The sequence below is a fragment of the Nocardia neocaledoniensis genome (genome assembly GCF_003182135.1).
Classification (GTDB): Bacteria; Actinomycetota; Actinomycetes; order Mycobacteriales; family Mycobacteriaceae; genus Nocardia; species Nocardia neocaledoniensis.
This window is the reverse complement of record NZ_QGTL01000003.1, coordinates 598,636-621,367: the sequence shown is the minus strand read 5'-3', so window position 1 is coordinate 621,367 and position 22,732 is coordinate 598,636. Positions and strand designations below refer to the sequence as shown.

The window sequence follows — 22,732 nt, the reverse complement described above, 5'->3', positions numbered from 1 at the left end:
GACCGACGGGCTGAGCGAAACCTTGTAGGTGGTTGTCGGGCGGCTCGCGGCGGGGCGGCAGACTGGGCGGTGATGAAGCTGCCTGAACTGCCTGATCTGCCGGTGCGGCCCGCGCTGGGCGAGATCGTCGAGACGCTGGCCGGACGGGGCGTGGCGGTGCTGGTCGCGCCACCCGGGACCGGCAAGACCACGTTGGTCCCGTTGGCTTTGGCGGCCGCGACGGAGGGGCGGATCGTGGTGGCCGAGCCGCGACGGCTGGCGGCGCGGGCGGCGGCCACGCGCATGGCCGCGCTGCTCGGCGAGAAGGTGGGGGAGACCGTCGGTTACGCCGTGCGGGGTGACCGCAAGGTCGGGCCGCGCACGCGCGTCGAGGTCGTCACCTCGGGTCTGCTGGTCCGGCGGCTGCAGAGCGATCCGGAACTGCCCGGCGTCGACGTCGTCGTCCTCGACGAGTGCCACGAACGCCACCTCGACGCCGACCTGCTGCTGGCACTGCTGCTCGACGCGAGATCGGGACTGCGCCCCGACCTGCGCCTACTCGCCACCTCGGCGACGGTGGCGGCGGACCGGCTGGCGCAGCTGCTCGGCGCGGACGACAGTGAGCCCGCGCCGGTGCTCGAGGTGCGTGGGCGGACCTACCCGGTCGACATGCGCTATCTGCCCGCCCTCGCGCGCGAGCGGGTCGAAGCGCAGGTCGCGCGGGCCACCCGGGCCGCGCTGACGGAAACCGACGGTGACGTGCTGGTCTTCCTGCCCGGTGTGGGCGAGATCAATCGGACGGCCGGGCTGCTCCGTGATGTGGATGCCGACGTGGTGCCGCTGCACGGGCGGCTCGGCGGTGCCGCCCAGGACACCGCGCTGCGGCCGGGCACGCGACGGCGCGTCGTCTTGTCCACGGCGGTCGCGGAATCCAGTCTCACGGTGCCCGGCGTGCGCGCGGTCGTCGACTCCGGTCTGGCGCGGGTGCCGCGCATCGATCATCGGCGCGGGCTGTCCGGCCTCGCGACGGTGCGGGTTTCGGCGGCGGTGGCCGAACAGCGCGCGGGCCGCGCGGGCCGTGAGGGTCCGGGCTCGGCCTGGCGCTGCTGGCCCGAGTACGAGCACCACACCCTGCCCGCCTACCCGGAGCCCGAGATCCGCACGGCCGAACTCACCCGTCTCGCACTGGAATTGGCCTGCTGGGGCACTCCCGATGGATCGGGGCTCGCCTGGTGGGATGCCCCGCCGGAAGGTGGCCTGGCCGCGGGTCGCGCCGTCCTCCGAGCCCTCGGCGCGCTCGACCCCGCCGACCGCGTCACGCCACGCGGCCGCGCCATGTCCGCCCTCGGCCTGCACCCGCGCCTCGCCCGCGCGCTCCTGGACGGCGCCCCACAACTCGGCGCCAAGGCCGCCGCCGAAATGGTCGTCCTGATGGACGACGACTCCCTGGCCGCGGGTACCGACGCCGCCACCGCCCTGCGCACCCTTCGCAACGAACGCCCACCCCGCTGGACCAGGGAGGTCCAGCGCCTGGCGAAGCAACTCACCGCTGGTGACCAGGCCGATCCTGCGACATCGGCCGATTTCCGTGCGCCCGGCGCGCTCGGTGTCGCTGGTGGGCGTGGCCGTGCCGGCGAGAGTGTCTGCTCGGGGGGCCGAGGGGAGCCTGGCCGAGCTACCCGTGCGGGGGGAGATGTGTCGGTGGGGGAGGTGGCGGCGTTGATGATCGCGCTGGCTTTCCCGGAGCGGTTGGCGCGGCGGCGGGCGCAGGGGGGTTCGTACCTGATGGCGGGTGGGACGGCGGTGTCCTTGCCGCCGGGGTCCGGGGTCGGGGACGCGGAGTGGTTGGCGGTGGCTGTCGCGGATCGGGATCCGGGGCGGGCCGAGGGGCGGATTCGGTTGGCGGCCATCGCCGATGAGGATCTCGCGCGGGCGGCTGCGCCCGGATTGGTGACGCGCGCCGACGAGGTGCGGTGGGAGGCGGGGGAGGTCCTCGCGCGGCGGGTCGAGCGGCTCGGGGCGATCGTGCTCTCCGAAAAGCCGCTGCGCGAACCGGATTCGCAACTGGTCGCGCGAGCCGTTCGGGACGGGCTGAAAGCCGAAGGGCTCGAACTCCTCCGCTGGGACGACGACGCCCGCGGCCTGCGGCAACGCCTCGACTTCCTGCACCGCGTCCTCGGCGACCCCTGGCCCGCCGTCGACGACGACGCCCTGCTCGCCGACCTCGACACCTGGCTCGGCCCCGAACTCGCCACCGCCCGCCGCCTCGCCGACCTCACCCGCGTCGACGCGGGCACCGCCCTGCGCCGCCTGCTCCCGTGGCCCGAGGCGGCCCGGCTCGACGAACTCGCCCCCGAACGCCTGGAAGTCCCCTCCGGCAGCCGCGTCCGGGTGGATTACACCGCCGACCCACCGGTCCTGGCCGTGAAGGTCCAGGAGATCTTCGGCTGGACCACCCCGCCCACCCTCGCCGACGGCCGCTGCCCGATCCTGCTCCATTTGCTCTCCCCGGCCCAGCGCCCGGTCGCCGTCACCGCCGACCTCGAGTCCTTCTGGCGCAACGGCTGGCCCCAGGTCCGCGCCGACCTCCGTGGCCGCTACCCCAAACACGCCTGGCCCGAAGACCCCACCACCCTCCCCGCCCACCGCGGCACATCGCGAAACGCCAAGAACCGCTGACCTTCACCCGATCTCAGCCGAGTGGGACGAGTTCCACGGCGAGCAGGTCGCCGGCCGCTTGCGTCCGGCAGCCGAAACCCGCTGTGGCGGCGCGGCGTTCCAACAAGGCGGTCTCCGGCTTCGGGCTGCTCGCGGGCCCCTCCGGACTGCCGTACCCGTAGCAGAGCCAGAATCGCCCACCGGGCGAAAGACATTCGCGCACCAAAGGCCACGCCCGCACCGCGGGCCCGGTCCAGAACAGATTGACGTTCACCGCGAACACCAGATCGAACCGCACGCCATCATCCAGCTCGGCGAGCACCTCGGCCGCCGACACCTCCCCGACAGTCCCCTCGATCAACCGCACCCGCCCGTCCACGATCTCCCCGGCACACCGCGCCGCAGCCCGCCCCAGCGCACTCGCGGACCGCTCGACCCCCACGATCCGTCCACCCCGCAGCCGCCCAGCGACCCGCGCCAACGAAACCCCGGCCCCCGGCCCCAACTCCAACACCCGATCCTCGGCCCCCACCCCCATGACATCGGCGAACCACTCGAACCGCGCGTCATCGGGCATGGCAACCTCCAGCTCGCTCGGGGCCACCGCCTAGGGACACCACTCGACGCGGGTCGTGGGGGAAACCGTCGGCAGGGCGATACGCGACCATGCTCGCACGGTGTGTTCGCCGCTTGCGGCGGCTACGGGAGGACCTCCGCAGGCCAGCCGTCCGCGTACCCCGGTGGGTCGGTGGCGAGGCGGGCGGCGTGCCATTCGTCGACGCGGGTGCCGCGTTGGAGGCCGCCCTGGCGGGCCAGGCCCTCGTAGTGGAAGCCGGTGCGGCGGACGGCGGCGGCGGAGGCGTGGTTGCCGACCATGGCGCGCCAGGTGAGGCGGGCCACGCCGAGGCCGTCGGGGGCGAAGGCGAAGTCGCAGGCCAGGGTGATGGCGCGGGTCATCAGGCCGCGGCCGCGGTGGGAGGGGGTGAGCCAGAAGCCGATCTCGTGGACGCCGGGGCCACGGTCGTGCAGGCCGAGCATGCCTTCGACCGGGCCGTCCAGCGCGGTGCGAATGGCCCAGACGGGAATGCCGGCCGCCCAGCCGGGGGCGACGACCAGGTCGAGGAACTGTTCGGCCTCGGCGCGGCCGTAGGGCGACGGGATGGTCGTCCAGCGCACGATCTCGGGGTCCTGGCAGCACTCGACGATGCGGTCGATGTCGGGGGCGCCGGGGCGGGTCAGCCAGACCGTGCCGTCGGTGAGCGTGTGCTCGTACATCGTGCCATCGTGCCAGGTCCCCGCCCGGTTTCTCATCCGGTTTTCGCCGACCGTAGGATCAGCGATGATGGTTTCCCCGCTCCTCACCGACCTGTTCGAATCACATCGAACGCATTTGCTTTCGGTCGCCTACCGGCTCACCGGAAGCGTCGGCGACGCCGAGGACGCGGTGCAGGAGAGCTGGCTGCGCCTGGCGGGCGTGCACCAATCCGAGATCGACGACCTGCGCGCCTGGCTGACGACGGTGGTCAGCCGGATCTGCCTGGACCACCTGCGCAGCGCGGCCGTGCGCCGGGAAACCTATGTGGGGCAGTGGCTTCCGGAGCCGATCGTCACCTCGCCCGCGCGCACCCCCGATCCGCTCGACGTGGTGGTCCGCAATCAGGACAGCCGGATGGCGGCGATGGTGGTGCTCGACGCGCTCACCCCGCAGCAGCGGGTGGCGCTGGTCCTGCACGACAGTCTCGACGTGCCGTTCGACGAGATCGCCGCGATCATCGGCGTAACCCCCGATGCCGCACGGCAATTGGCGGTGCGGGCGCGCAAGTCCGCGGCGCGGGCGCCGGAGCCGGTCGCCGACGAGGTGCACGACGCGGCGGTGCAGCGGTTCCTGGCCGCACTGGCCACCGGTGACGTCGCCGCCGTGGCGGCCACTCTGCACCCGGACGCGACCTTCACCGCCGACGCGGGCGGCACCACCAAGACCGCGCTCAATGTGGTCGAGGGAGCGGACAAGATCGCCCGCCTGGCGCTGGGACTGTGGCGCAAGCATCTGCTGGAGGCGGGGCTGGAACTGGCGCCCGCCGCGGTGAACGGACAGTCGGGCCTGGTGCTCACCGATCCGAACTCGCCGTTCGGCAGGCCCGTGCGCGTGATCGGGTTCGCGGTGCGCGAGGGGAAAGTCTGGGCTGCTTACGATTTCGCGAATGTGGCGAAGCTGTCGGGGGCGCGCTCGCGCTGAACCTGTGTGTCGGACCGGACCCGCGCGATCCGGTCCGAGCTGCACGGGTCTACGGGTAGGTGGACCCCCACTGGTGATCACCGGTGGACGAGCCGAGGTTGTGGTCGCCCGTCGAGGAACCCATGTTGTTGTCCGGGGTCGCCGAGCCGGTGAAGAAGTCGGCGATCGGGCTGCCGAGCAACTGGTCGTGGATGAACCGCAGAGCCGAACCGGCAACCTCCGACGCAGCCGGTCCGACGATGAAGTCGAGCAGAGGTGAGGCCATAGAGAGCCCCTTTCGATATGCCACCACGCTGTGGTGTGTGAGGTAGAACACGGCAAAGCTAGCTCAGCTTGGGTGACCGCACAATAGTGCAGGTCAAACAAGAAAAACGTTTGTGAAACATGCGTGTTCGCTATCGGTCGGCAACGGGCCGGAAAAGTGGGATACGCTGCGGGGATGTCGTCTGCGCCGCCCACCGTCTCCCGTCTGCGCCCGTTCGGATCGACGATCTTCGCCGAGATGACCGAACTCGCCGTCCGCCACGACGCGGTCAATCTGGGACAGGGTTTCCCGGACACCGACGGCCCCGCGGGCATGCTCGAGGTCGCGCGAACCGCCATCGCCGACGGTCTCAACCAGTACCCGCCCGGTCGCGGCATGCCGGTGCTGCGCCAGGCGATCGCCGACGACCGCGCGCGCCGCTACGGCACCGTCTACGACCCGGCCACCGAGGTGCTGGTGACCGTCGGCGCTACCGAAGCCATCAGCGCGGCGGTGCTCGGGCTGGTGGAGCCCGGCCAGGAGGTGGCGCTGATCGAGCCGTACTACGACTCCTACGCCGCCTCGGTCGCGCTGGCGGGCGCCCAGCGGCGCACCGCGCGCCTGGTCGCCGACGGTGACCGCTTCGTCCTCGACCTGGACAGCCTGCGCGCCGCGATCACCCCGAAAACCCGCATGCTGGTGATCAATTCACCGCACAACCCGACCGGCGCCGTCCTCGACCGCGCCGACCTCACCGCCATCGCCGAGCTGGCCCGCGAACACGACCTGCTGGTACTGGCCGACGAGGTGTACGAGCACCTGGTCTACGACGGCACCGAACACATCAGCATCTCCACTCTGCCCGGCATGCGCGAGCGGACCGTCGTGGTGTCCAGCGCGGCGAAGACGTTCAACGTCACCGGGTGGAAGATCGGCTGGGTGTGCGCGCCCGCGCCGCTGCTCGACGGGGTGCTCGCGGCCAAGCAGTTCCTCACCTTCGTCGGCGGTGGGCCGTTCCAGCCAGCCGTCGCGCACGCGATCAACGCTGAGCTGGACTGGGTGCACGCGCTGCGCGACAACCTGTCCGACAAGCGACTTCGCCTCTCGGCGGCGTTGCGCGACACCGGGTTCGGGGTCGCGCGCAGTTCCGGCGGCTACTTCGTCTGCGCCGACATCCGCCCGCTCGGCGCCGCGGACGGGATGACGTTCTGCCGCGAACTGCCCGCCCGGCTCGGGGTGGCGGCGGTGCCGGTGAGCGTGTTCGCCGACCACGCCGCCGACTGGAAACACCTGGTGCGCTTCACCTTCAGCAAGCGCGACGAGACGATCGACGAGGGCGTGCGGCGCCTGCGCGCCGGAACGGCGGTGCGCTGAGAGGTGCTCCGGCTGTCGCCTGCCGGGACCGCCAATGCGGCTGGTGGGCCGGCGACGCGTTCTCAGTCGCGGGCGTGCCGGGCCAGCGGCGCGTGCCACTGGTAGTGACGGGCCAGCAGGCGGAAGCCGACGGCGCCGAGGGCGGCGAGCAAGCCGGTCCACGTCCGGTACAGGTCGAAGTGCAGCAAGGTGGCGGTGGCGGCCGCGCCGAACAGGGCGGGGATCGCATACAGGTCCTGGTCGGGGCGGAGCACGAACGGGACCTCGCCGCTGAGGACATCGCGCAGGACACCGCCGCCGATGGCGGTCGTCATGCCGAGCAGCGCGGCGGTGGGGGCACCGACCCCCGCCGAGTACGCGATGACCGTGCCGGTGACGCAGAACAGGCCGAGCCCGATCGCGTCGGCGATCTCGAGCGGCCCCTTGGTGAGCCGCCGCGAGGGCGCGATGAAGTAGAGGATGAGCGCGGTCACCAAAGACGCGGACAAGTAGGTCAGGTCGGTGAACGCGCCAGGCGGTGTGCGTCCGATGAGCAGATCGCGCACGATGCCACCGCCGAGGGCGGTCGCGGTGGCCAGGATCGCCATGCCGAACATGTCGAGCCGTTTGCGCACGGCGACCAGCGCGCCCGAGGCGGCGAACGAGATGACGCCCATCAGCTCGCCACCACGGTGCACGGCGGTGAGCGCCGAATCCAGCTCCGTCGCCAACGGCCCGGTCGCGGCGACCGTCACCAGCATCCCAACACTCACCGCTCACTCCTTCGCACGAACCCCTGAGCAGCGTGACATGGGAAGGAACAGCGCCCGCACCCGCCTCGCCGTGGGGCGGCAGGGTGGCGCGCTCAGGCCGGGGCCGGGCGGGTGCGGTCGGTGGCGAGCAGGACCGCGATCGTGCCCAGCGCGGTGCCCATGAGGTAGCGCTGGGTGCGCAGCCACAGCGGCCGCGCGGTGAGGAACGACGCCAGCCCGGCGGCGCCGAGCACGATCAGCCCGTTGACCGTGAGCGCGACCCCGATCTGCACCGCGCCCAGCGACAGGCTCTGCAGCCACAGCGCGCCGCGTTCGGGGTCGACGAACTGCGGGATCAGCGCCATGTACATGATCGCGATCTTGGGATTGAGCAGGTTGGTGACGAACCCCATGGTGAACAGCCGCCGCGCGGGGGCGACCGGCAGCTCGACGGGCGCGAACACCGAGGTACCGCCCGGCCGCACCGCCTGCCACGCCAGCCACAGCAGATAGCCCGCGCCTGCGAGCTTGAGACCCAGGTACAGGCCGGGCACCACCGCGAACACGGCGGTGATGCCGACCGCGGCGGCCAGCAGATACACCGCGAATCCGGCGGCGACCCCGCCCAGCGAGATGAGCCCGGCCCTGCGGCCCTGCGCCACCGTCCGGGAGACCAGGTACATCATGTTCGGCCCCGGCGTGAGCACCATGCCCAACGCCGCCGCCGCTACCCCGAGAATCGCCGTCGTCTGTAGCACTCATCGAGTCTGACCTGGTCAGCGCGGCTTGTCGCGGTCCAGTGCGCAACCGCTGGACTGCCGGGTCGATTCCCGCCACCAGGACGTCTGTCGGTGCCCGTCCGTACAATCGAACAAGGCGACCGACCACCGGCGCCACCACGAAGATCAACACTCCAGGCCGAACGCACCCCGCACAGGGCGAGTCCTACGAGCCCGTTCGGGGCCGCCCCTCGATTCAGCGCTCGAAGCGCATGCGCCGCAGGCGCGAGTCTCGAGCGCTGAATCGAGGGGTCACGAGGCCCCGAACCCGCGCGCACCAGCGCGCCGAAAGCGCAGGCACTGTGACCGACGGTCCGCTGATCGTGCAGAGCGACAAGACCCTGCTGCTCGAGGTCGACCACGAGCTGGCCGGCAACGCGCGGCAGGCCATCGCGCCGTTCGCGGAGCTGGAGCGCGCGCCCGAGCACGTGCACACCTACCGGATCACGCCGCTGGCGCTGTGGAACGCGCGCGCGGCCGGGCACGACGCCGAGCAGGTCGTCGACGCGCTGGTGAGCTTCTCGCGGTACGCGGTGCCGCAGCCGCTGTTGGTGGACATCGTCGACACGATGGGCCGCTACGGCAGGCTGCAGCTGGTCAAGCATCCGGCGCACGGCCTGTGCCTGGTGAGCCTGGATCGCGCGGTGCTCGAGGAAGTGCTGCGGCACAAGAAGATCGCGCCCATGCTCGGCGCCCGCATCGACGACGACACGGTGATCGTGCATCCGTCCGAGCGCGGCCACATCAAGCAGATGCTGCTCAAGATCGGCTGGCCCGCCGAGGACCTGGCCGGCTACGTCGACGGTGAGGCGCACGACATCGGCCTGGACTACACCGAGGGCAAGTGGCACCTGCGCGATTACCAGGAGATGGCCGCCGACTCGTTCTGGGCCGGTGGCTCCGGCGTGGTGGTGCTGCCGTGTGGCGCGGGCAAGACGATGGTCGGCGCCGCCGCCATGGCCAAGGCGAAGGCGACCACGTTGATCCTGGTCACCAACACCGTCGCGGGCAGGCAGTGGCGGCGCGAACTGCTGGCGCGCACCACGCTCACCGAGGACGAGATCGGCGAGTACTCGGGCGAGCGCAAGGAGATCCGGCCCGTCACGATCGCCACGTACCAGGTGATCACCCGCAAGACCAAGGGCGAGTACAAGCATCTGGAGCTGTTCGACAGCCGCGACTGGGGCCTGGTGATCTACGACGAGGTGCACCTGCTGCCCGCCCCCGTCTTCCGGATGACCGCCGACCTGCAGTCGCGCCGCCGTCTCGGCCTGACCGCCACCCTGGTGCGCGAGGACGGTCGCGAGGGCGACGTGTTCTCCCTGATCGGCCCCAAGCGCTACGACACGCCGTGGAAGGACATCGAGGCGCAGGGCTGGATCGCCCCCGCCGAGTGCATCGAGGTGCGGGTGACGCTCACCGACGCCGAGCGGATGGCCTACGCGACGGCCGAGCCGGAGGAGCGCTACAAGCTGTGCTCCACCGCGCGCACCAAGATCCCGGTGGTCGAGTCGATCCTGGCCAGGCACAAGGACGCGCCGACCCTGGTGATCGGCGCCTATCTCGACCAGCTCGAGGAACTCGGCGTCGACCTGAACGCACCGGTCATCACCGGCGCCACGAAGAACAAGGAGCGCGAGGCCCTCTTCGACGCGTTCCGCTCGGGCGAGATCCCCGTGCTGGTGGTGAGCAAGGTGGCGAACTTCTCCATCGATCTGCCGGAAGCCTCGGTGGCGGTGCAGGTTTCGGGCACCTTCGGTTCGCGGCAGGAGGAGGCGCAGCGCCTCGGCCGCTTGCTGCGGCCGAAACAGGATGGGGGACAGGCGCATTTCTATTCGGTGGTCGCCCGCGACACTCTCGACGCCGAGTACGCCGCGCACCGGCAGCGCTTCCTCGCCGAGCAGGGTTACGCGTACCGCATCACCGACGCCGACGATCTGCTCGGACCGCCGATCGGTGACGGCGCGTAGCGCCTGTCGGCCGGTCAGGACGCGGTAGCGTGCGGTGACAGCCCTCGGCAGATAAGTGGAGGCAATCCCTCCGCAACCTGTGCTAGGAAGGAATCGTGCGCCGCTTCGAATTCGTGGTCGACCGTGAGCACGCTCATGCGGTCAACGAGACGTTCACCGGGCTCCGCAGACTGCGCGTCGTCGCGCTGCTGGCGGCCGGGCTCGCCATCGCGGCCACGGCCGCCCTGCTCTGGAGCGGGCAGGCGTGGGGCTACCTGCTCGCCGTCGTGTGCGTGCTGGCCGCCGCGATCGCGCTGTGGGTGGCGCTGTGGACCCCGCACCGATCCAGCATCGAAAAGCTGTACCACGACGGCGCTTTGGTGCCCGCCGTGGTCACCGAGGCCGAGCCGGGCGGCATCGTGCTGCTCGCCCTCGTCGACATCGCCGAACCGACGGCGCCGACCCGCGGCTGGGCGCTGGTAACCCGCAAGGTGCGCGCCCTGCCCGGCCACGCGCCGGAGCCGGGGGAGCGGGTGCCCGCCGTCGCGGTCCGCACCGACCGGGCTCCACGCCAGGTGGGGGAACGCTGGCAGCTGGTCACCGCCATGCCGATCGCCTGGGCCACCCGCGACAGCGCCGTGATCGAACGGGCCCGCGGCGCCATCACCGAACTCGAATGGCGGCTGCTCGCGGAGAATCTGGAGCTGGCCGACCGCGTGCGGCGCACGGCGACCAAGCGGATGATGCTCGATCCGGAGCGGCTGCCCGGCGAACTGCGCTGACGCGCGACCCGCGCCGGCCACCTGTCGGGCGGTTCGCGCAGACCACGCGCGGGCGGCGCCACCCGACGGCGCACGCGAATGCGACGATGGTCGGTGCCCGCGGAATCCCCTCCGGCGAAAGGTGTCTGTCGAGATGCGATGGTCGGCCGGATGGTGTTCGGTATTCGCTGTCGTCCTGCTCGCGAGTCCGACCGCGCTCGCCGACCCCGCGCTGATCGGGGCGCCGGGCCTCGGCGATCCGTACTTCCCGGCAGACGGCAACGGTGGCTACGACGTCACCCACTACGACGTGGCGATCGACTACGACCCGCCCACCCACTTCCTGCGCGGCACGGCGAGCGTCGACGCGCGGGCGAGCCAGCCGCTGGCCCAGTTCAACCTGGACTACACCGGCCCCGAGGTGCTGATGGTGACGGTGAACGGCCAGCCCGCCGCCTTCGGCCACGACGGCACGCAGGAGCTCGTCGTCACCCCGCTGCTGCCGCTGCCGCCCGGGCTGCCGTTGCGGATCGTCGTCGACTACGCGGGCCAGGCCGCCGACACCGAGGGCGAGGGCTGGACCTACGCGCCCAGCGGTGGCGCCTTCGCCGTCGGCCAGCCGCACAGCGCGAGCTCCTGGTATCCGCTCAACGACACCCCGCTGGACAAGGCGACCTTCACCCTGCGCGCCGCGGTCCCCGCCGACTGGGAGGTGATGTCGACCGGCGAGCGCACCCGGCACGAGGTGCGCGACGGCCGTCTGTTCACCACCTGGGAGACCCGGCAACCCGTGCTCGGCTATCTGACCACCGTCGCGGTCGACCATTTCACCTTCCTCGAACAGCGGCGAGCCGACGGCACCCAGGTGCTGAGCGCCTTCGCGCCGGATTCGGAGAGCAATCGCGAGGACGAGCAGCGGCTGCCGGAGATCCTCGACTTCCTCGAAAACCTGTACGGTCCCTATCCGTTCGACGTCGCGGGCGGCATCTACGTCGACGCCGAGATCCCGTTCTCGCTGGAAACCCAGACCCGGCCCACCTATGCGCCGTGGACCGATCTGAACACCGTCGTGCACGAGCTGGCCCACCAGTGGTGGGGCGACACCATGTCGGTGCGGCAGTGGTCCGACATCTGCCTCAACGAATGCTTCGCCAGCTACACCGCCGACTACCTGTGGCCCGAACGCGTCGACGGCGCCGACGTGGACACCGAGTACCGCGACACCATCGCGAAATTCCGCGACGACCCCGAGTTCTGGGACATCGCGCTCGCGAATCCCGGCGCCGACGACATCTTCACCTCGGTCTACTACCGCGGCCCGCTGTTCCTGCACGCGCTGCGCAAGCTGCTCGGCGAGGACGTGTTCTTCACGGCCCTGCGCGATTTCGTGCACGCGCACCGCGACGGGCACGCCTCACTGCCGGAGTTCCGCGCGTTCCTGCAGAGCCGGACCTCGATGCCGCTCGGGGAATTCCTGGCCGAATGGCTGGACGCGACGACCGCGCCGCGCGAGGCGTTCCTGTATCCGGGAACGCTGCGCCGCTGAGGGCTCAGCTCTCGTCCATGCGCGCCTTCGCGCGTTCGACCCAGCGCCGCATCCGATCGAACTGGCTACGCGCCGAGGTCAGTTCGCCGCGCGCGCGGTGTTCTGTGGTGCGGGCGAAATGGCGCTGCTGTTCGGCGTGCTCGAGTTCGGCGCGCAATTCGTCGATCCTGGACTCGATCTCGTCCAGCTCGGACTTGGCCCGCGCCGCCGCGGTTTCGGCTTCCTCCTTCGCGGATTCGGCTTCGGCGAGCGCGGACTCGGCATCGTCGAGTTCCTGCTTCGCCTCCGCCCTGCGCTTGGCCGCGGCGTCCTCCGGCGAGGTCTTGCCGCGGCGCGGGCTCGCCTTCTTCGGTGGCGTGGCCTTGCCGCCGGTGATCGCGACCAGCCCGGCCGGGCCGAACCCGTCATAGGTGACGGTGGTCGGCAGCACGCCCGCCCTGACCTGATCGGCGACATCGGGATCGGCCAGCGCGGCGGTGAGCGTCTGGCCGACCTCGCGCAGCACCTGCTCGCTCGCCGGGCGCTCGTGCTCGGCGGCCAGCTCGCCCGCCCGCTTGGTCATCGCGTTGACCACCTGCTGACGCTGGGCGCCGAGCGCGCGCAGTTTGTCACCGGAGAGCTGGCGCTGCGCCGAGCGCAGCGCGTCACCGAGGTCGAGCAGCGCCGAGATCTCCTTCGGCGCGTGCCGGGCCAGCAGGTTCACCGTCCACGCCGCGACCGTGGGTTTGCGCAGGGCGGTGATGGCCTTGGCCAGCTCGCGATCGCCGTCCTCGCGGGCCTGGGCGGCCCGCTCGGTGCGGGTCGCCACGAACTCGCCGGGGTCGAGGCCGTACAGCTCGTCCACGACATCGTCGATGGTCACCTTTGTGATGGTAGCCAGGGTTCGACGCGGGCGAGCGTGACCGGGACCCGCTTGGGTATCGTCACCGGCGGTCATATCTGCCTGAACCGTTCGGTGAGTGAGGTTTTCAGTGTTTTTCCCAGGAAAGCGACTGCTGGCACGGCTCGTGCTCGCCCCCGTGGCGACGGTCGCACTGGTCGGGGCGGTCGCCGCCTGTTCTTCCGACAGCGACTCGTCGGCGGATTCGGTGAGCAAGGGCTCCTGCGTGGAGGTCACCGACAACGCGGCCGACGCCATGAAGGCCACCGTGGGTGACTGCGGCGCGGCCACCTCGAACTACCGGATCGTGCAGGTCGGCACGGCCCCGCTGAACTGCGCCGTCGAGGACGCGACCTTCAACGGCACCGTCGGCGACACCAAGACCGGGCTGTGCCTGTCCCCGAACTTCGCCGAGGGCAAGTGCTACGCCGACGCGGGCCAGCGCCCGGCCGAGGCCGTCGCCTGCACCGCGCCGGAGGCCACCTTCAAGGTCGTCAAGCGCATCGACGGCGCCGCCGACGAACTCCAGTGCGGCGCCGACGCCACCCAGTTCCGCACGGTCTCCGACCCGAAGACCACCTTCTGCATGGCCAAGCCGTAGTCAGTCCAGCAACGCCACCGACGCGATGCGGTGCAGGGTGAAGTGGCGGGTGGCGCCGGTGACGGGGTCGACGGCGTCGAGTTGGCCGTTCCCGACGCGCAGCGGTTCGACCACGCGCTGGCTCGCCACGCCCTGGGCGTCGACGTAGCCGATGTTCACCGGGCGGCCCACCCTGGCGGCCAGCTGGAGCAGGGCCAGGGTGGCCGCGGTGCCGGTGCGGGTGCCGTCGGTGCGGACCTGCTTGCTGGAGCGGGCGCCCGCCGCGCGTTCGCCCGCGCGGAGTTCGGTGACCAGCAGCGCGAGCTGTTCGTCGCTCGGCGGAGTCGGGCGGTAGGGCTTGCGCGCCAGCGGGCGGACCGCGATGCGGGCCCCGCGCGGGCGCAGGTCGACGATCGCGCCCGCGGAATCCTCACCGGCCGGGGCGAACCCGGCAGCCCTGAGCTGGTCGAGCAGTTCGCTCAGCGGCGCCAGCGCGATCGCGACGGTGGGCGCGATCGCGCGCAGGGCCAGCGCGTCGGCGACCGGCGCGGCCAGCACCTGGGCCAGCAGGGCCGGGTCGTCGCTGCGCAGGAACGACTGCGCCATCCCGGCGCGCAACTGTCCGTGGCGACGGGCCACGTCGTCGATGAGATAGGTCAGCGACTGGGGGACCGGGGTGCGGGAATGGTTGGCGAACAGGGCGTGCAGCTCGGCCGCGGTGAGCCCGGCGTCGAGCGCGCGGCGCACCGAGGCGTCGCTCACCCGGTAGACCGTGGCCGCGCCCGCCGACTCCACATCGGCGACCAGCGCGATCCGGCCACGCAGTTCGGGCACCAGCGGGCCGGGCGCGATCACCGTCAGATCGGCCTGCACGAGCACGTGATCGACCGGTTCCGGGAGCGCGGCGGCCATCTCGGCCTCGGCGTCGGCCACGCTGGTCGCCGACCCGTGCAGCAGGGCCCGCGCCGCGGAATCCAGCGCGCCGCGCCCGAGTAGTCCGAGGGTGGCAGCCTCGGACAGGGTCGCGGTCACCGCGTCGAGGCGGAAGTGTCTGCGCCGCCGCGGCATCCGCCAGGCCAGCAGCTTGCCGATATCGCCCGCGGTGAGCGCGGTTCCGCTCGGGTATTCGGCGAGCAGCCCGAGGATCGCGTGCCGGTCGCGCACCGCGTGCGGGATGCGCAGCTCCGCGGAGAGCGCGGCGATGGGCTTGTCGGCGGCGTCGCGCAGGCCGATCATCCACGGCATGCGGTCCAGGTCGAGCCAGGACTGCGCGAGCAGCACCCAGCGGGTCGCCGGTGGCGCGTCCAGCCAGGCGTCGGCGGCCGGTGTCGGCGCCCAGAAGTCGTCGGTGGAATCGAGTTCCGGGGTCGGCTCCGGCAGGCCCTTCTCCACCAGCTTGGCGGCGGCGAGCAACTCCATGAGCAGGCCGGCGCGCTGCTCGTCGATCCCGGTCTGCTTGGCCAGCCTGCGCAATTCGCGCACGCCGAGCCCGCCGGCGCGTAGGGCCGGCGCGGGCAGGCGGCCCAGCGCGTCGAGCAGGTCGGCGCAATCGCGCAGCAGCTCACCGACTTCGCCCGCGCCGACCGCGTTCACCTCGGCCGGCGCGTTCTTGGTCAGCGCCGGCTTGGGCGGGGCGAGGGCGTGCGGGTCGGTCACCGGCTCGCCGCGCAGCACCTGGCCGACGGTCACCGGCAGTTCCACTGTCTCGTCGTCGATCCGGTGCAGCAGCCGGGCCGTCAGCAGGCGCGGTACCGGGCGGTCGGCGGGCGTCCCCGGCGCGGCGTCCCTGGTGCGACCGCGCGGGCCCGTGGTGGCCAGCTTGTCCAGCAGGGCGCGTTCGGCCGGGCTCGCCTGTGCCAGCGCGGCGGTGACCTCCGGCTCGGTGAGTGCGTCGGGCAGCGCGGTGGTGGCGCCCAGCGGCCAGGGGAGGGCCTCGGCGGCGCTCGGGGTGAGGTGCAGGTCGTCGCCGAGCTGCCAGACCAGCGCGCGGTCGAGCAGGCGGGTGAGCGCGGCGGTGAACGCGGTCTTGGTGACGCGGTCCTTCAGCAGCGCGTGCAAGGTGGTGCGGGTCAGCGGCTTGTGCTCGGTGCCGATCGTGCGGGCGTCCTCGTTGGCCGTGAGCGCCTCGATGATCGCGAACTCCAGCGTGTCCAGATCGTCGGCGGCGCGCAGCACCGAGGCCCGCTGCTGGGCGCGCACCGCGAGCACCGACATCGACGCGGGCAGCGGCACCGCCAGATCGGGCCGCAACTGCAGCAGTTTCACCAGCTGGGCATCGGTGCGCGCACCGAGCCAATCGGCGAGGGAGTCGGTCGCGATCATCCGATCCAGCCTACAGTTCGCGGCCGCCTCGAACCGGACCGACCGGAGTGCGCCAGCCGCTGTTCAGCGCGGATGCGTATGCCAGAATGAGCCCGTGGTGAACAAATCGAAGAAACCCTACGTCGACAATGGCTGGCCGCAGGTGGCCGACGGCGAGCACGCCGTGACCGAACTGTCGGCGACCCGCGCCGGTAACCTCTCGCCGTTCGGCGAGGAGACCGTGTTTCCCGTCCCGGCCACCGAGCTGCCGTACGTCCACCCGCAGACTGTCATCAACCGGGTGTAATACGGACGGGAAAGACAAGAGCCCGCATCCTCGAGGATGCGGGCTCTTGTTGTGTGCGTGGGGCGTTCAGGAGGGCAGCAGGCCCTTGTTCGCCTCGAAGAAGTTGATGACGGCCGGGTCGAGCTGAGTGCCCTTGGCCGAGTTGAAGAAATCGAGCGCCTGCTGCGGCACGGCGACACCCTGCTGCTGCACGACGGCGAGGGCGCGGTCGACGGCCTGGAAGACTTCCTGGCTCGGGTCGGCCTGCACCTGCGGGACGTTGACCTGCGGGACCCAGCTCGGCGAGGAGGGGACGGCGCGCTCGGTCGGACCGCTGCTCAGGCCCAGCTTGGCCGAGCAGGAGGGCCATGCGCCCCAGCCCTGCGAGGCGAGCACCTTCTCGGCGACCGCGATCTGCTCCTCGCGGGTGGCCTGGTTTGCCGTGGCGGCGTACTCGCCACCACCGTGGGCGTTCCAGGTCGACGGCGAGAACTGCAGGCCGCCCTGGTAACCGTTGCCGGTGTTGATGCCCCAGTTGCCGCCGGCTTCACACTGCGCGAGGCGATCCCAGTCGGAGTCGGGGGCCGCGCTGGCGTTTCCTGCGAAAGCTGCACTGGCGGTGCCGATGATGGCGCCGGTGACGGCGACCTTGGCGACAGTGCGGCCGGTGGAAGTCGGCTTGCGGTGGCGTCCACTCATATCGGGTTTCTTCCTCTCGTGCGCACCTGCATGTGGTCCGGACTGAGAGGTCTCCCGGTCCGCCCTCACCCCTGATTCCAATCGGGGTCCGGTACCCGCGGGGTGAGGTTCGGTGCGGCGGGCCGGTGGTTCCGGGGGTTGCCCCGGCTGAGAGAAACGGTACGACGGACAGCGGGGAAAGTCACTATTTGGTAACCGGCGTGTACAGGGTGGTCTCGGGGTGGTCTCAGGGTGATCCCCGAGGTGTCCGCGCAGGTAGTCGCCATGGTTTATGTGCGCGACGGTTGCACACACACTTCGTGACCTCCCCGTGATGTGATGAGGATCACATGTGCGTCTGGGTAACGACCGGGGCGGGTAACCGGTTGACGCGTCAACGCGCGCGACGGCCCGACCACAGCGCGAAGATCAGCCCGAGCAGGAACCCCACCGGAGCGAGCAGCGCGAGCAGATACAGCGCGAGGCCGGGTTCGGTATCGGAGACGATCGGCGTCAGGAAGATCGCGACCACCGCGAGGATCCCGATCCCGAACAGCGCCACGGCCAGTCGCAGCAGCAGATCGCTCGGCCGCCGCGGGCGGTCAGGGGAAGAGTTCGTCACCGGTGCACCGTAAAACTGATGTGCTCGCGGTATGGCCACCGGGGTAGACTCTGGGCACATCGCGTCCTGCCTTGCTGTGGGGCGCGTTCTTTTCGCGACAACGCAGAACTAGCCCGGACCACAAGGGTTCGGGTGTCGAATGATGAACGGGTGAGCGCAGTGCCGACCGGCCGGGTGAAGTGGTACGACGTCGAAAAGGGCTTCGGCTTCCTTTCCCAAGACGAGGGCGAGGACGTCTACGTCCGTTCCTCCGCGCTGCCCGAAGGCGTCGAGGGGCTCAAGCCCGGACAGCGCGTCGAATTCGGCATGGCCGCCGGTCGTCGTGGCCCGCAGGCGCTGAGCCTCAAGCTGCTCGAGGCGCCGCCGACGGTGCGCGGCAACCAGGCCCAACAGCCCACCCGCAAGGACGCGGGCCCGCGCAAGTCGCCCGACGAGCTGCACGGTCTCGTCGAGGACATGATCACGCTGCTCGAGACGAAGGTCCAGCCGGACCTGCGCCGCGGCAAGTACCCGGACCGCAAGCTCTCCCAGCGGATTTCCGAGGTCGTCCGCGCGGTCGCCCGCGAACTCGATCACTGAGTTGTCGGAGCGCTGGTGCGCTCGAGGTCGCGGCCCCCACGGGACGGGCCGCGACCGCCGCTGCGCGGCGGACCCTCCTCGAGGTCGGGTCGTCGGGGCTGAGTTCCAGCGGTCAGGCCCGTTTCAGGGTGCCGGTGTGCCGATCGACCAGGCGCCGTGGACGCCGGTGGTCTCCTGGCCGGTCGCCGGATCGGTGTAGATCATCGGCAGCTGCACCTCGAAACCGATGAGGCGCAGGTCCGGGGCGGGCTGGGTGTCGATGCTCAGGGCGCGGACCCCCTCGGGGAAGTCCAGCCAGCTCATGACCCGGTCCTCGCGCTCGCCGCTGGGGCGCTCGAAGCGCTGCAGCACCACCCACGGCGCCTCGGCGATCGCGCTCGGCAGCGACACCTGGACCGGATCGCCCGAGGGGACGAGCAGGTAGTAGGTGTGCTCGAAGTTCTCGCAGGCGCCCGTGGCCAGGTTGCAGTAGCCGAAGGGCTCGGCCTCGACCGTCTCGCCGCCGCCGTACACGGTGACCACCGGGGCCGAATCGGGCGCCTTCGACACCGCGTAGGCGACGATCGCCGCCGTCACGCCGACCACGGCCACCAGGCCCACCGCGACCAGCGCGATCACCGTTCGTGCGTTGAGCTTGCTCACCAGCTGGGGTCTCCTGTCCCTCTCGGATGTGTGGGCACTTCCTGCTCGGCGTGCTGGGGCCGGTTACCGCCGAGGCCCGGCAGCAGCGAGTGCCCGGTGTAGCTGACGAAGGTCTGGATCAGTCCGGCCACCAGGACCACGCTGATCACCGCGAAACCCTTCCAGAACTCGATCGGCAGCAGCACACCGGCCGCGCCGCCGACCACCCAGCTCAGCTGCAACACCGTCTCCGACCTGCCGAAACCCGACGCGATCGACTCCGGCGGCAAATCGTCCTGGATCGCCGCGTCCAGCGAGACCTTCGCCAGCGCGCTCGCCGCCGAGGCGACCAGGGTCGCGAACGCGGCGCCGAACAGATTGCCGGTGAACATCGCGAACACCGCGACGCCCGCGCAGGCGGCCGTGCAGCCGAGCACCACCAGCGAGGGCCTGCCCAGCTGCAGCCTGGCCCCGGTCGCGTTGCCGCCGAAGTTGCCGAGACCGGCCGCCGCGCCGACCACGCCGAGCATCGCGGCCTGTTCGGTGGGGCTGCCGCCGGAACCCTTGGCGACGAAGGCGATATAGAAGGTCAGGAAGCCGGTGAGCACCCGGATGGCGCTGTTGCCCCACAGGCCCGTCACCACCGCCCGGCCCAGCGGTTGACGCCGCTTCTTGGCCGGCACCGAGGACTCCTGCCCCGGCTCGAGCACCTCGGTGCGCGCGTCCGGGCCGTGATAGGTGAGAGTCGCGGGCACCTCGCCCTCGGTCACCTCCACCCACGACGGGATGCGCAGGCTCAGATAGGCACCGGCCACCGCGATGCCGGTGGCGAAGACGAGCGCGCCGGTGGAACCGGCGATCAGCGCGGCCAGCGCGGCCAGCGCGCCCGCGCCGATGGTGCCGCCGACCAGGCCGAACACGGTCAACCGGGAGTTGGTGCGCACGAGATCGATGTCGGGCGGGAGCACACGCGGGGTCACCGCGCTCTTGAGCACCGCGAAGGATTTCGAGCCGACCATCATGCACAGGGCCAGCGGATACAGGCCCCAGGTGTCGATGTTGAAGATCAACAGCACCGCGAAGATCGCGCGCAGCGCGAAGGTGGTGGCCAGAGCCATCCGGCGGCCGCGCTGCAACCGGTCGAGCATCGGGCCGATCAGCGGCGCGATCACCGCGAACGGGGCGATCGTGATGAGCAGGTACAGCGCCACCTTGGTCTTGGACTCGGCGGTGGCGCTGGCGAAGAACAGGGTGTTGGCCAGCGAGACGGCGATCGCGGCGTCGAGCGCGAAGTTGGCCATCGTGGCGTAGGTGAGCGCGGTCAGGCCGGACTGGTCGGCGCCGTCGGCCTTGGCGGCGCGCTGGAAGGTCGCGAAACCGCGCTCGGTGAGCTCCCTGCTGCGCATCGCGGCGACCCGGGTGACCGTCAGCTTGCGCGGAATCCGCTGCTTGACCTGGTCGGGTTCGTCGTCGAGGGGGAGCGGGCGGGTGGCCGCCGGGCCGTTCACCGGCGGGGCCGGACGCGGCGGCGGACCAGCCGGTTTGCGGACGGGGGTGGTCGGCGGTTCGTCCGTGCGGCCGCGGCGGAACACCCGCGACCTGGCCGTCGGCTGGTCCGGCGCATCGGGACGGGGGAAGACCTTGCGCGGCCGCGGCGGTTCCTGGCTCGCACGCGGCGGATAGTGCCCGAAGCCCGGATGACGGTCGGGCGGCGTGTCCGCGGGATTGCCGCCCCGGCGACCACGGTCGGGACCGGAGGGATCGCGGGGCGTAGTCACGAGTCCAATTCTGTCGTACGCGCGGTCTCGGCGTTCACTCGCGGCGTCGCTGTGTTCGCCACATCGGCCTATTTCGGGACGAACCGCACCTCGAACAGACGCGGCCAGTACTTGCCGGTGATCAGGAATCGGTCGGTGCCGGGCAGGTGCGCGATGCCGTTGAGGACATCGGTCCCCGCGCGTTCGGACGGCGCCAGCAGCCCGCCCGCCTCGATCACCGCGAGCACCCGGCCGGTCGCCGGATCGATCCGCAGGATCTCGTCGGTGGGGTAGTTGTTGGCGTACACGGTGCCGTCGGGGGCGCAGTCGAGCTCGTTGGGCCTGGGCGAGTCGTGGCCGGACAGCGTCACCGAGCCGGTCTCGGCGAAGGTCACCGGATCGCGGAAGGTGAGCGTGGCGGTGCCGTCGCTCATGATCAGCCGGTCGGCCTGCGCGCACAGGCCCCAGCCCTCGCCCTCGTACTCCGCGCGGCGGGTCTCGGCGAGCGTCACCGGGTCGCGCGCGATGGCGACGCCGTCCTTCCAGGTGATCTGCCAGACGGTGTCGCCCGCCCTGGTCATGCCCTCGCCGAACATCTCCTTCGGCAGCTCGACGCGCGCGGTCTCGACGCCCGTGGCCTGGTCGGCGGTCCGGGCGGTCGACACGCCCCACATGCCGGTGCTCTCGTAGCGGATACCGTCGACCACCTCGAGGCCCTGCGTGAACGCCAGCGGATCGTGCGGTGACGAGCCGATCACCTCGACGCGCAGCCGCGGCGGTCCACCCTCCACCGAACCGCCGCAGGCGCTCGCGCCGAGCAGGCTGACCAGCACTCCGACAGCCAACGAACTGCGATTGCGCTTCATACGGCAAAATGTATGCCGTGAGCGCAGTATCTGTTTCGGAGTCCGGCGTGCGTCCTGTTCTGGCCGATGCGGCCGAAGTCGCACGTCGTGCGCTCGTCGAGTTGGAACCCGACGGGGTAGGAGTCCACCTGGGGGTGACCGCCGAGGACGAGACGGCGGCCACCCACCGGTTCGAGGCGACCCTGGCCGGCTATCGCGGCTGGCAGTGGGCCGTCGTGGTCGCGGCGCCGCCGGAAGCCACATATGCCACGGTCAGCGAGTCGGCGCTGCTCCCGGGACCCGACGCGCTGATCGCGCCCGACTTCGTTCCGTGGGAGCAGCGGGTGCGTCCCGGCGACCTCGGCCCCGGCGATCTGCTCGCCCCGCCCGCCGACGATCCGCGCCTGGTCCCCGGCTATGTCGCCACCGGCGACCCGGTGGTCGACGAGGTGGCCCGCGAGGTCGGCCTCGGCCGCACCCAGGTGCTGAGCCTCGAAGGCCGTGCCGAGGCCGCCGAGCGTTGGTATGCCGAATTCGGGCCGGACACGGAGATGGCGAAGGCCGCCCCCTCCACCTGCGGCCTGTGCGGCTTCTACCTCCCGCTGGCCGGCGCCCTGCGCGACTGCTTCGGTGTCTGCGGCAACGCCATGGGCGCCGACGGCCACGTCGTCCATGTCGAATACGGCTGCGGCGCGCACTCCGACGTCGTCGCCCCCAGCGGCAACGGCTCACCTCGCTACGAGGCCTTCGACGACCACGCCGTCGACTACGTCGAGATCACCCGCACGGAATCCTCCGCCGAGGGCAACGGTTCGGCCGAGAACGGTGCCGGTGCGGTCACCGGAGAAGCGGCCGAGCCCGCCGCCACCCCCGATGTCGCCGAGGCGACCCCTGTCGGCGAGGTGACTGCTGCCGCTGAGGTCACCGGTGCTGGCGAGGCGACTGCCGCCGCCGCGACCGGTGGTGCTGCCGAGGCGGCCGGTGCAGCCGAAGTCGTGGATGTCGGCGAGATCGCCGCGCGGGAATCCGGAGAGCTCACCAACACCCAGGAGACCGCCGAGGCTTCCGTTGCCGCCGAGGCGACGGCTGCCAACGATGCCCAGGAGACCGCCGAGGCCGCGGCGGTCGAGGCGGCTGCCACCGATCGCGCCGCTCTCGCCGAAGGCGCGCAGCCGGAATCCGCCGCCGAGGTCATCGCCGCGGAATCCGCGACGCCCGGAGCCGAGGCGCCGACGACCACCGAGGCACCGGCGACCGACGCCGGCTCGGCGAACGACGTGGCGCCGACCGCCACCGCAGCCCCGGCGAACGAATCCACCTCGCCCA

The 22,732-nt window shown here is 71.4% G+C and carries 21 protein-coding genes and 1 pseudogene; 10 read left to right on the top strand and 12 right to left on the bottom strand.

Annotated features, from left to right (window positions below):
* The first annotated feature begins 72 nt into the window (after window positions 1-72).
* Window positions 73-2,658 (top strand): ATP-dependent RNA helicase, encoded by a 2,586-nt coding sequence (locus tag DFR69_RS10950; protein WP_186817338.1) that lies wholly within the window; start codon window positions 73-75, stop codon window positions 2,656-2,658.
* A 13-nt stretch (window positions 2,659-2,671) separates the two neighbouring features.
* Here the strand turns inward: DFR69_RS10950 and DFR69_RS10945 are convergent, their stop codons facing one another.
* Window positions 2,672-3,241: a class I SAM-dependent methyltransferase gene (locus DFR69_RS10945; protein WP_110037344.1), complete on the bottom strand. Its 570-nt coding sequence runs from the start codon at window positions 3,239-3,241 to the stop codon at window positions 2,672-2,674.
* A gap of 95 nt (window positions 3,242-3,336) precedes the next feature.
* Window positions 3,337-3,912 (bottom strand): GNAT family N-acetyltransferase, encoded by a 576-nt coding sequence (locus DFR69_RS10940; RefSeq protein ID WP_110037560.1) that lies wholly within the window; start codon window positions 3,910-3,912, stop codon window positions 3,337-3,339.
* A 67-nt stretch (window positions 3,913-3,979) separates the two neighbouring features.
* Here DFR69_RS10940 and sigJ point away from each other — a divergent pair, with 67 nt between their 5' ends.
* Window positions 3,980-4,873: an RNA polymerase sigma factor SigJ gene (sigJ, locus tag DFR69_RS10935; RefSeq protein ID WP_110037559.1), complete on the top strand. Its 894-nt coding sequence runs from the start codon at window positions 3,980-3,982 to the stop codon at window positions 4,871-4,873.
* Window positions 4,874-4,922: 49 nt separating this feature from the next.
* Here sigJ and DFR69_RS10930 read toward each other — a convergent pair whose 3' ends face one another.
* On the bottom strand, window positions 4,923-5,138 hold the full coding sequence (locus DFR69_RS10930; RefSeq protein WP_110037343.1) for a hypothetical protein: 216 nt from the start codon (window positions 5,136-5,138) through the stop codon (window positions 4,923-4,925).
* Between the two features lie 174 nt (window positions 5,139-5,312).
* On the opposite strand from DFR69_RS10930, the gene DFR69_RS10925 reads away from it, so the two are divergent.
* A complete protein-coding gene (locus tag DFR69_RS10925; protein WP_110037342.1) occupies window positions 5,313-6,491 on the top strand; it encodes a pyridoxal phosphate-dependent aminotransferase in 1,179 nt (392 codons plus the stop codon).
* 62 nt (window positions 6,492-6,553) lie between these two features.
* On the opposite strand, the gene DFR69_RS10920 is transcribed toward DFR69_RS10925, so the two are convergent.
* Both DFR69_RS10920 and DFR69_RS10915 read right to left on the bottom strand, forming a co-directional pair.
* Window positions 6,554-7,231 carry a trimeric intracellular cation channel family protein gene (locus DFR69_RS10920; RefSeq protein ID WP_110037341.1) on the bottom strand — a complete coding sequence of 226 codons (678 nt, stop codon included), beginning with the start codon at window positions 7,229-7,231 and terminating at the stop codon, window positions 6,554-6,556.
* A gap of 104 nt (window positions 7,232-7,335) precedes the next feature.
* Window positions 7,336-7,932, bottom strand: a complete 597-nt coding sequence (locus DFR69_RS10915) for a LysE family translocator (protein WP_373867011.1) — start codon at window positions 7,930-7,932, stop codon at window positions 7,336-7,338.
* A 371-nt stretch (window positions 7,933-8,303) separates the two neighbouring features.
* On the opposite strand from DFR69_RS10915, the gene DFR69_RS10910 reads away from it, so the two are divergent.
* From DFR69_RS10910 to DFR69_RS10900, 3 genes are all read left to right on the top strand, one after another.
* The gene (locus DFR69_RS10910) at window positions 8,304-9,971 is read left to right on the top strand and encodes a DNA repair helicase XPB (RefSeq protein ID WP_110037339.1); all 1,668 of its coding nucleotides are present in this window, start codon (window positions 8,304-8,306) and stop codon (window positions 9,969-9,971) included.
* A gap of 95 nt (window positions 9,972-10,066) precedes the next feature.
* Window positions 10,067-10,732 (top strand): DUF3239 domain-containing protein, encoded by a 666-nt coding sequence (locus tag DFR69_RS10905; RefSeq protein WP_110037338.1) that lies wholly within the window; start codon window positions 10,067-10,069, stop codon window positions 10,730-10,732.
* A 133-nt stretch (window positions 10,733-10,865) separates the two neighbouring features.
* Complete coding sequence (locus tag DFR69_RS10900) at window positions 10,866-12,257, top strand: M1 family metallopeptidase (protein ID WP_110037337.1); 1,392 nt, start codon at window positions 10,866-10,868, stop codon at window positions 12,255-12,257.
* 4 nt (window positions 12,258-12,261) lie between these two features.
* On the opposite strand, the gene DFR69_RS10895 is transcribed toward DFR69_RS10900, so the two are convergent.
* A complete protein-coding gene (locus DFR69_RS10895) occupies window positions 12,262-13,119 on the bottom strand; it encodes a hypothetical protein (RefSeq protein ID WP_110037336.1) in 858 nt (285 codons plus the stop codon).
* A 109-nt stretch (window positions 13,120-13,228) separates the two neighbouring features.
* Here DFR69_RS10895 and DFR69_RS10890 point away from each other — a divergent pair, with 109 nt between their 5' ends.
* Window positions 13,229-13,738 (top strand): LppU/SCO3897 family protein, encoded by a 510-nt coding sequence (locus tag DFR69_RS10890; RefSeq protein ID WP_110037335.1) that lies wholly within the window; start codon window positions 13,229-13,231, stop codon window positions 13,736-13,738.
* Here the strand turns inward: DFR69_RS10890 and DFR69_RS10885 are convergent, their stop codons facing one another.
* Window positions 13,739-16,039 carry a helicase-associated domain-containing protein gene (locus DFR69_RS10885; protein WP_110037334.1) on the bottom strand — a complete coding sequence of 767 codons (2,301 nt, stop codon included), beginning with the start codon at window positions 16,037-16,039 and terminating at the stop codon, window positions 13,739-13,741. It lies immediately after the preceding gene.
* Between the two features lie 94 nt (window positions 16,040-16,133).
* Between DFR69_RS10885 and DFR69_RS10880 the strand changes: the two genes are divergently transcribed.
* On the top strand, window positions 16,134-16,325 hold the full coding sequence (locus DFR69_RS10880) for a hypothetical protein (RefSeq protein WP_110037333.1): 192 nt from the start codon (window positions 16,134-16,136) through the stop codon (window positions 16,323-16,325).
* A gap of 66 nt (window positions 16,326-16,391) precedes the next feature.
* Here DFR69_RS10880 and DFR69_RS10875 read toward each other — a convergent pair whose 3' ends face one another.
* Window positions 16,392-17,003, bottom strand: a complete 612-nt coding sequence (locus tag DFR69_RS10875) for a resuscitation-promoting factor Rpf1 domain-containing protein (protein ID WP_110037332.1) — start codon at window positions 17,001-17,003, stop codon at window positions 16,392-16,394.
* Window positions 17,004-17,376: 373 nt separating this feature from the next.
* Complete coding sequence (locus tag DFR69_RS10870) at window positions 17,377-17,604, bottom strand: hypothetical protein (RefSeq protein WP_110037331.1); 228 nt, start codon at window positions 17,602-17,604, stop codon at window positions 17,377-17,379.
* A 159-nt stretch (window positions 17,605-17,763) separates the two neighbouring features.
* Between DFR69_RS10870 and DFR69_RS10865 the strand changes: the two genes are divergently transcribed.
* Window positions 17,764-18,183 carry a cold-shock protein gene (locus DFR69_RS10865; protein ID WP_186817340.1) on the top strand — a complete coding sequence of 140 codons (420 nt, stop codon included), beginning with the start codon at window positions 17,764-17,766 and terminating at the stop codon, window positions 18,181-18,183.
* A gap of 123 nt (window positions 18,184-18,306) precedes the next feature.
* Here the strand turns inward: DFR69_RS10865 and DFR69_RS10860 are convergent, their stop codons facing one another.
* From DFR69_RS10860 to DFR69_RS10850, 3 genes are all read right to left on the bottom strand, one after another.
* On the bottom strand, window positions 18,307-18,825 hold the full coding sequence (locus DFR69_RS10860; RefSeq protein WP_110037329.1) for a DUF2771 family protein: 519 nt from the start codon (window positions 18,823-18,825) through the stop codon (window positions 18,307-18,309).
* Window positions 18,822-20,582, bottom strand: a complete 1,761-nt coding sequence (locus DFR69_RS10855; protein WP_110037328.1) for an MFS transporter — start codon at window positions 20,580-20,582, stop codon at window positions 18,822-18,824. The genes DFR69_RS10860 and DFR69_RS10855 overlap by 4 nt, the downstream gene beginning before the upstream one ends.
* Before the next feature lie 68 nt (window positions 20,583-20,650).
* Window positions 20,651-21,427 carry a glutaminyl-peptide cyclotransferase gene (locus DFR69_RS10850; protein ID WP_110037327.1) on the bottom strand — a complete coding sequence of 259 codons (777 nt, stop codon included), beginning with the start codon at window positions 21,425-21,427 and terminating at the stop codon, window positions 20,651-20,653.
* 8 nt (window positions 21,428-21,435) lie between these two features.
* Between DFR69_RS10850 and DFR69_RS35145 the strand changes: the two are divergent.
* A pseudogene (locus DFR69_RS35145) lies at window positions 21,436-22,275 on the top strand (DUF3027 domain-containing protein); the annotation flags it as partial.
* Between the last annotated feature and the right edge of the window lie 457 nt (window positions 22,276-22,732).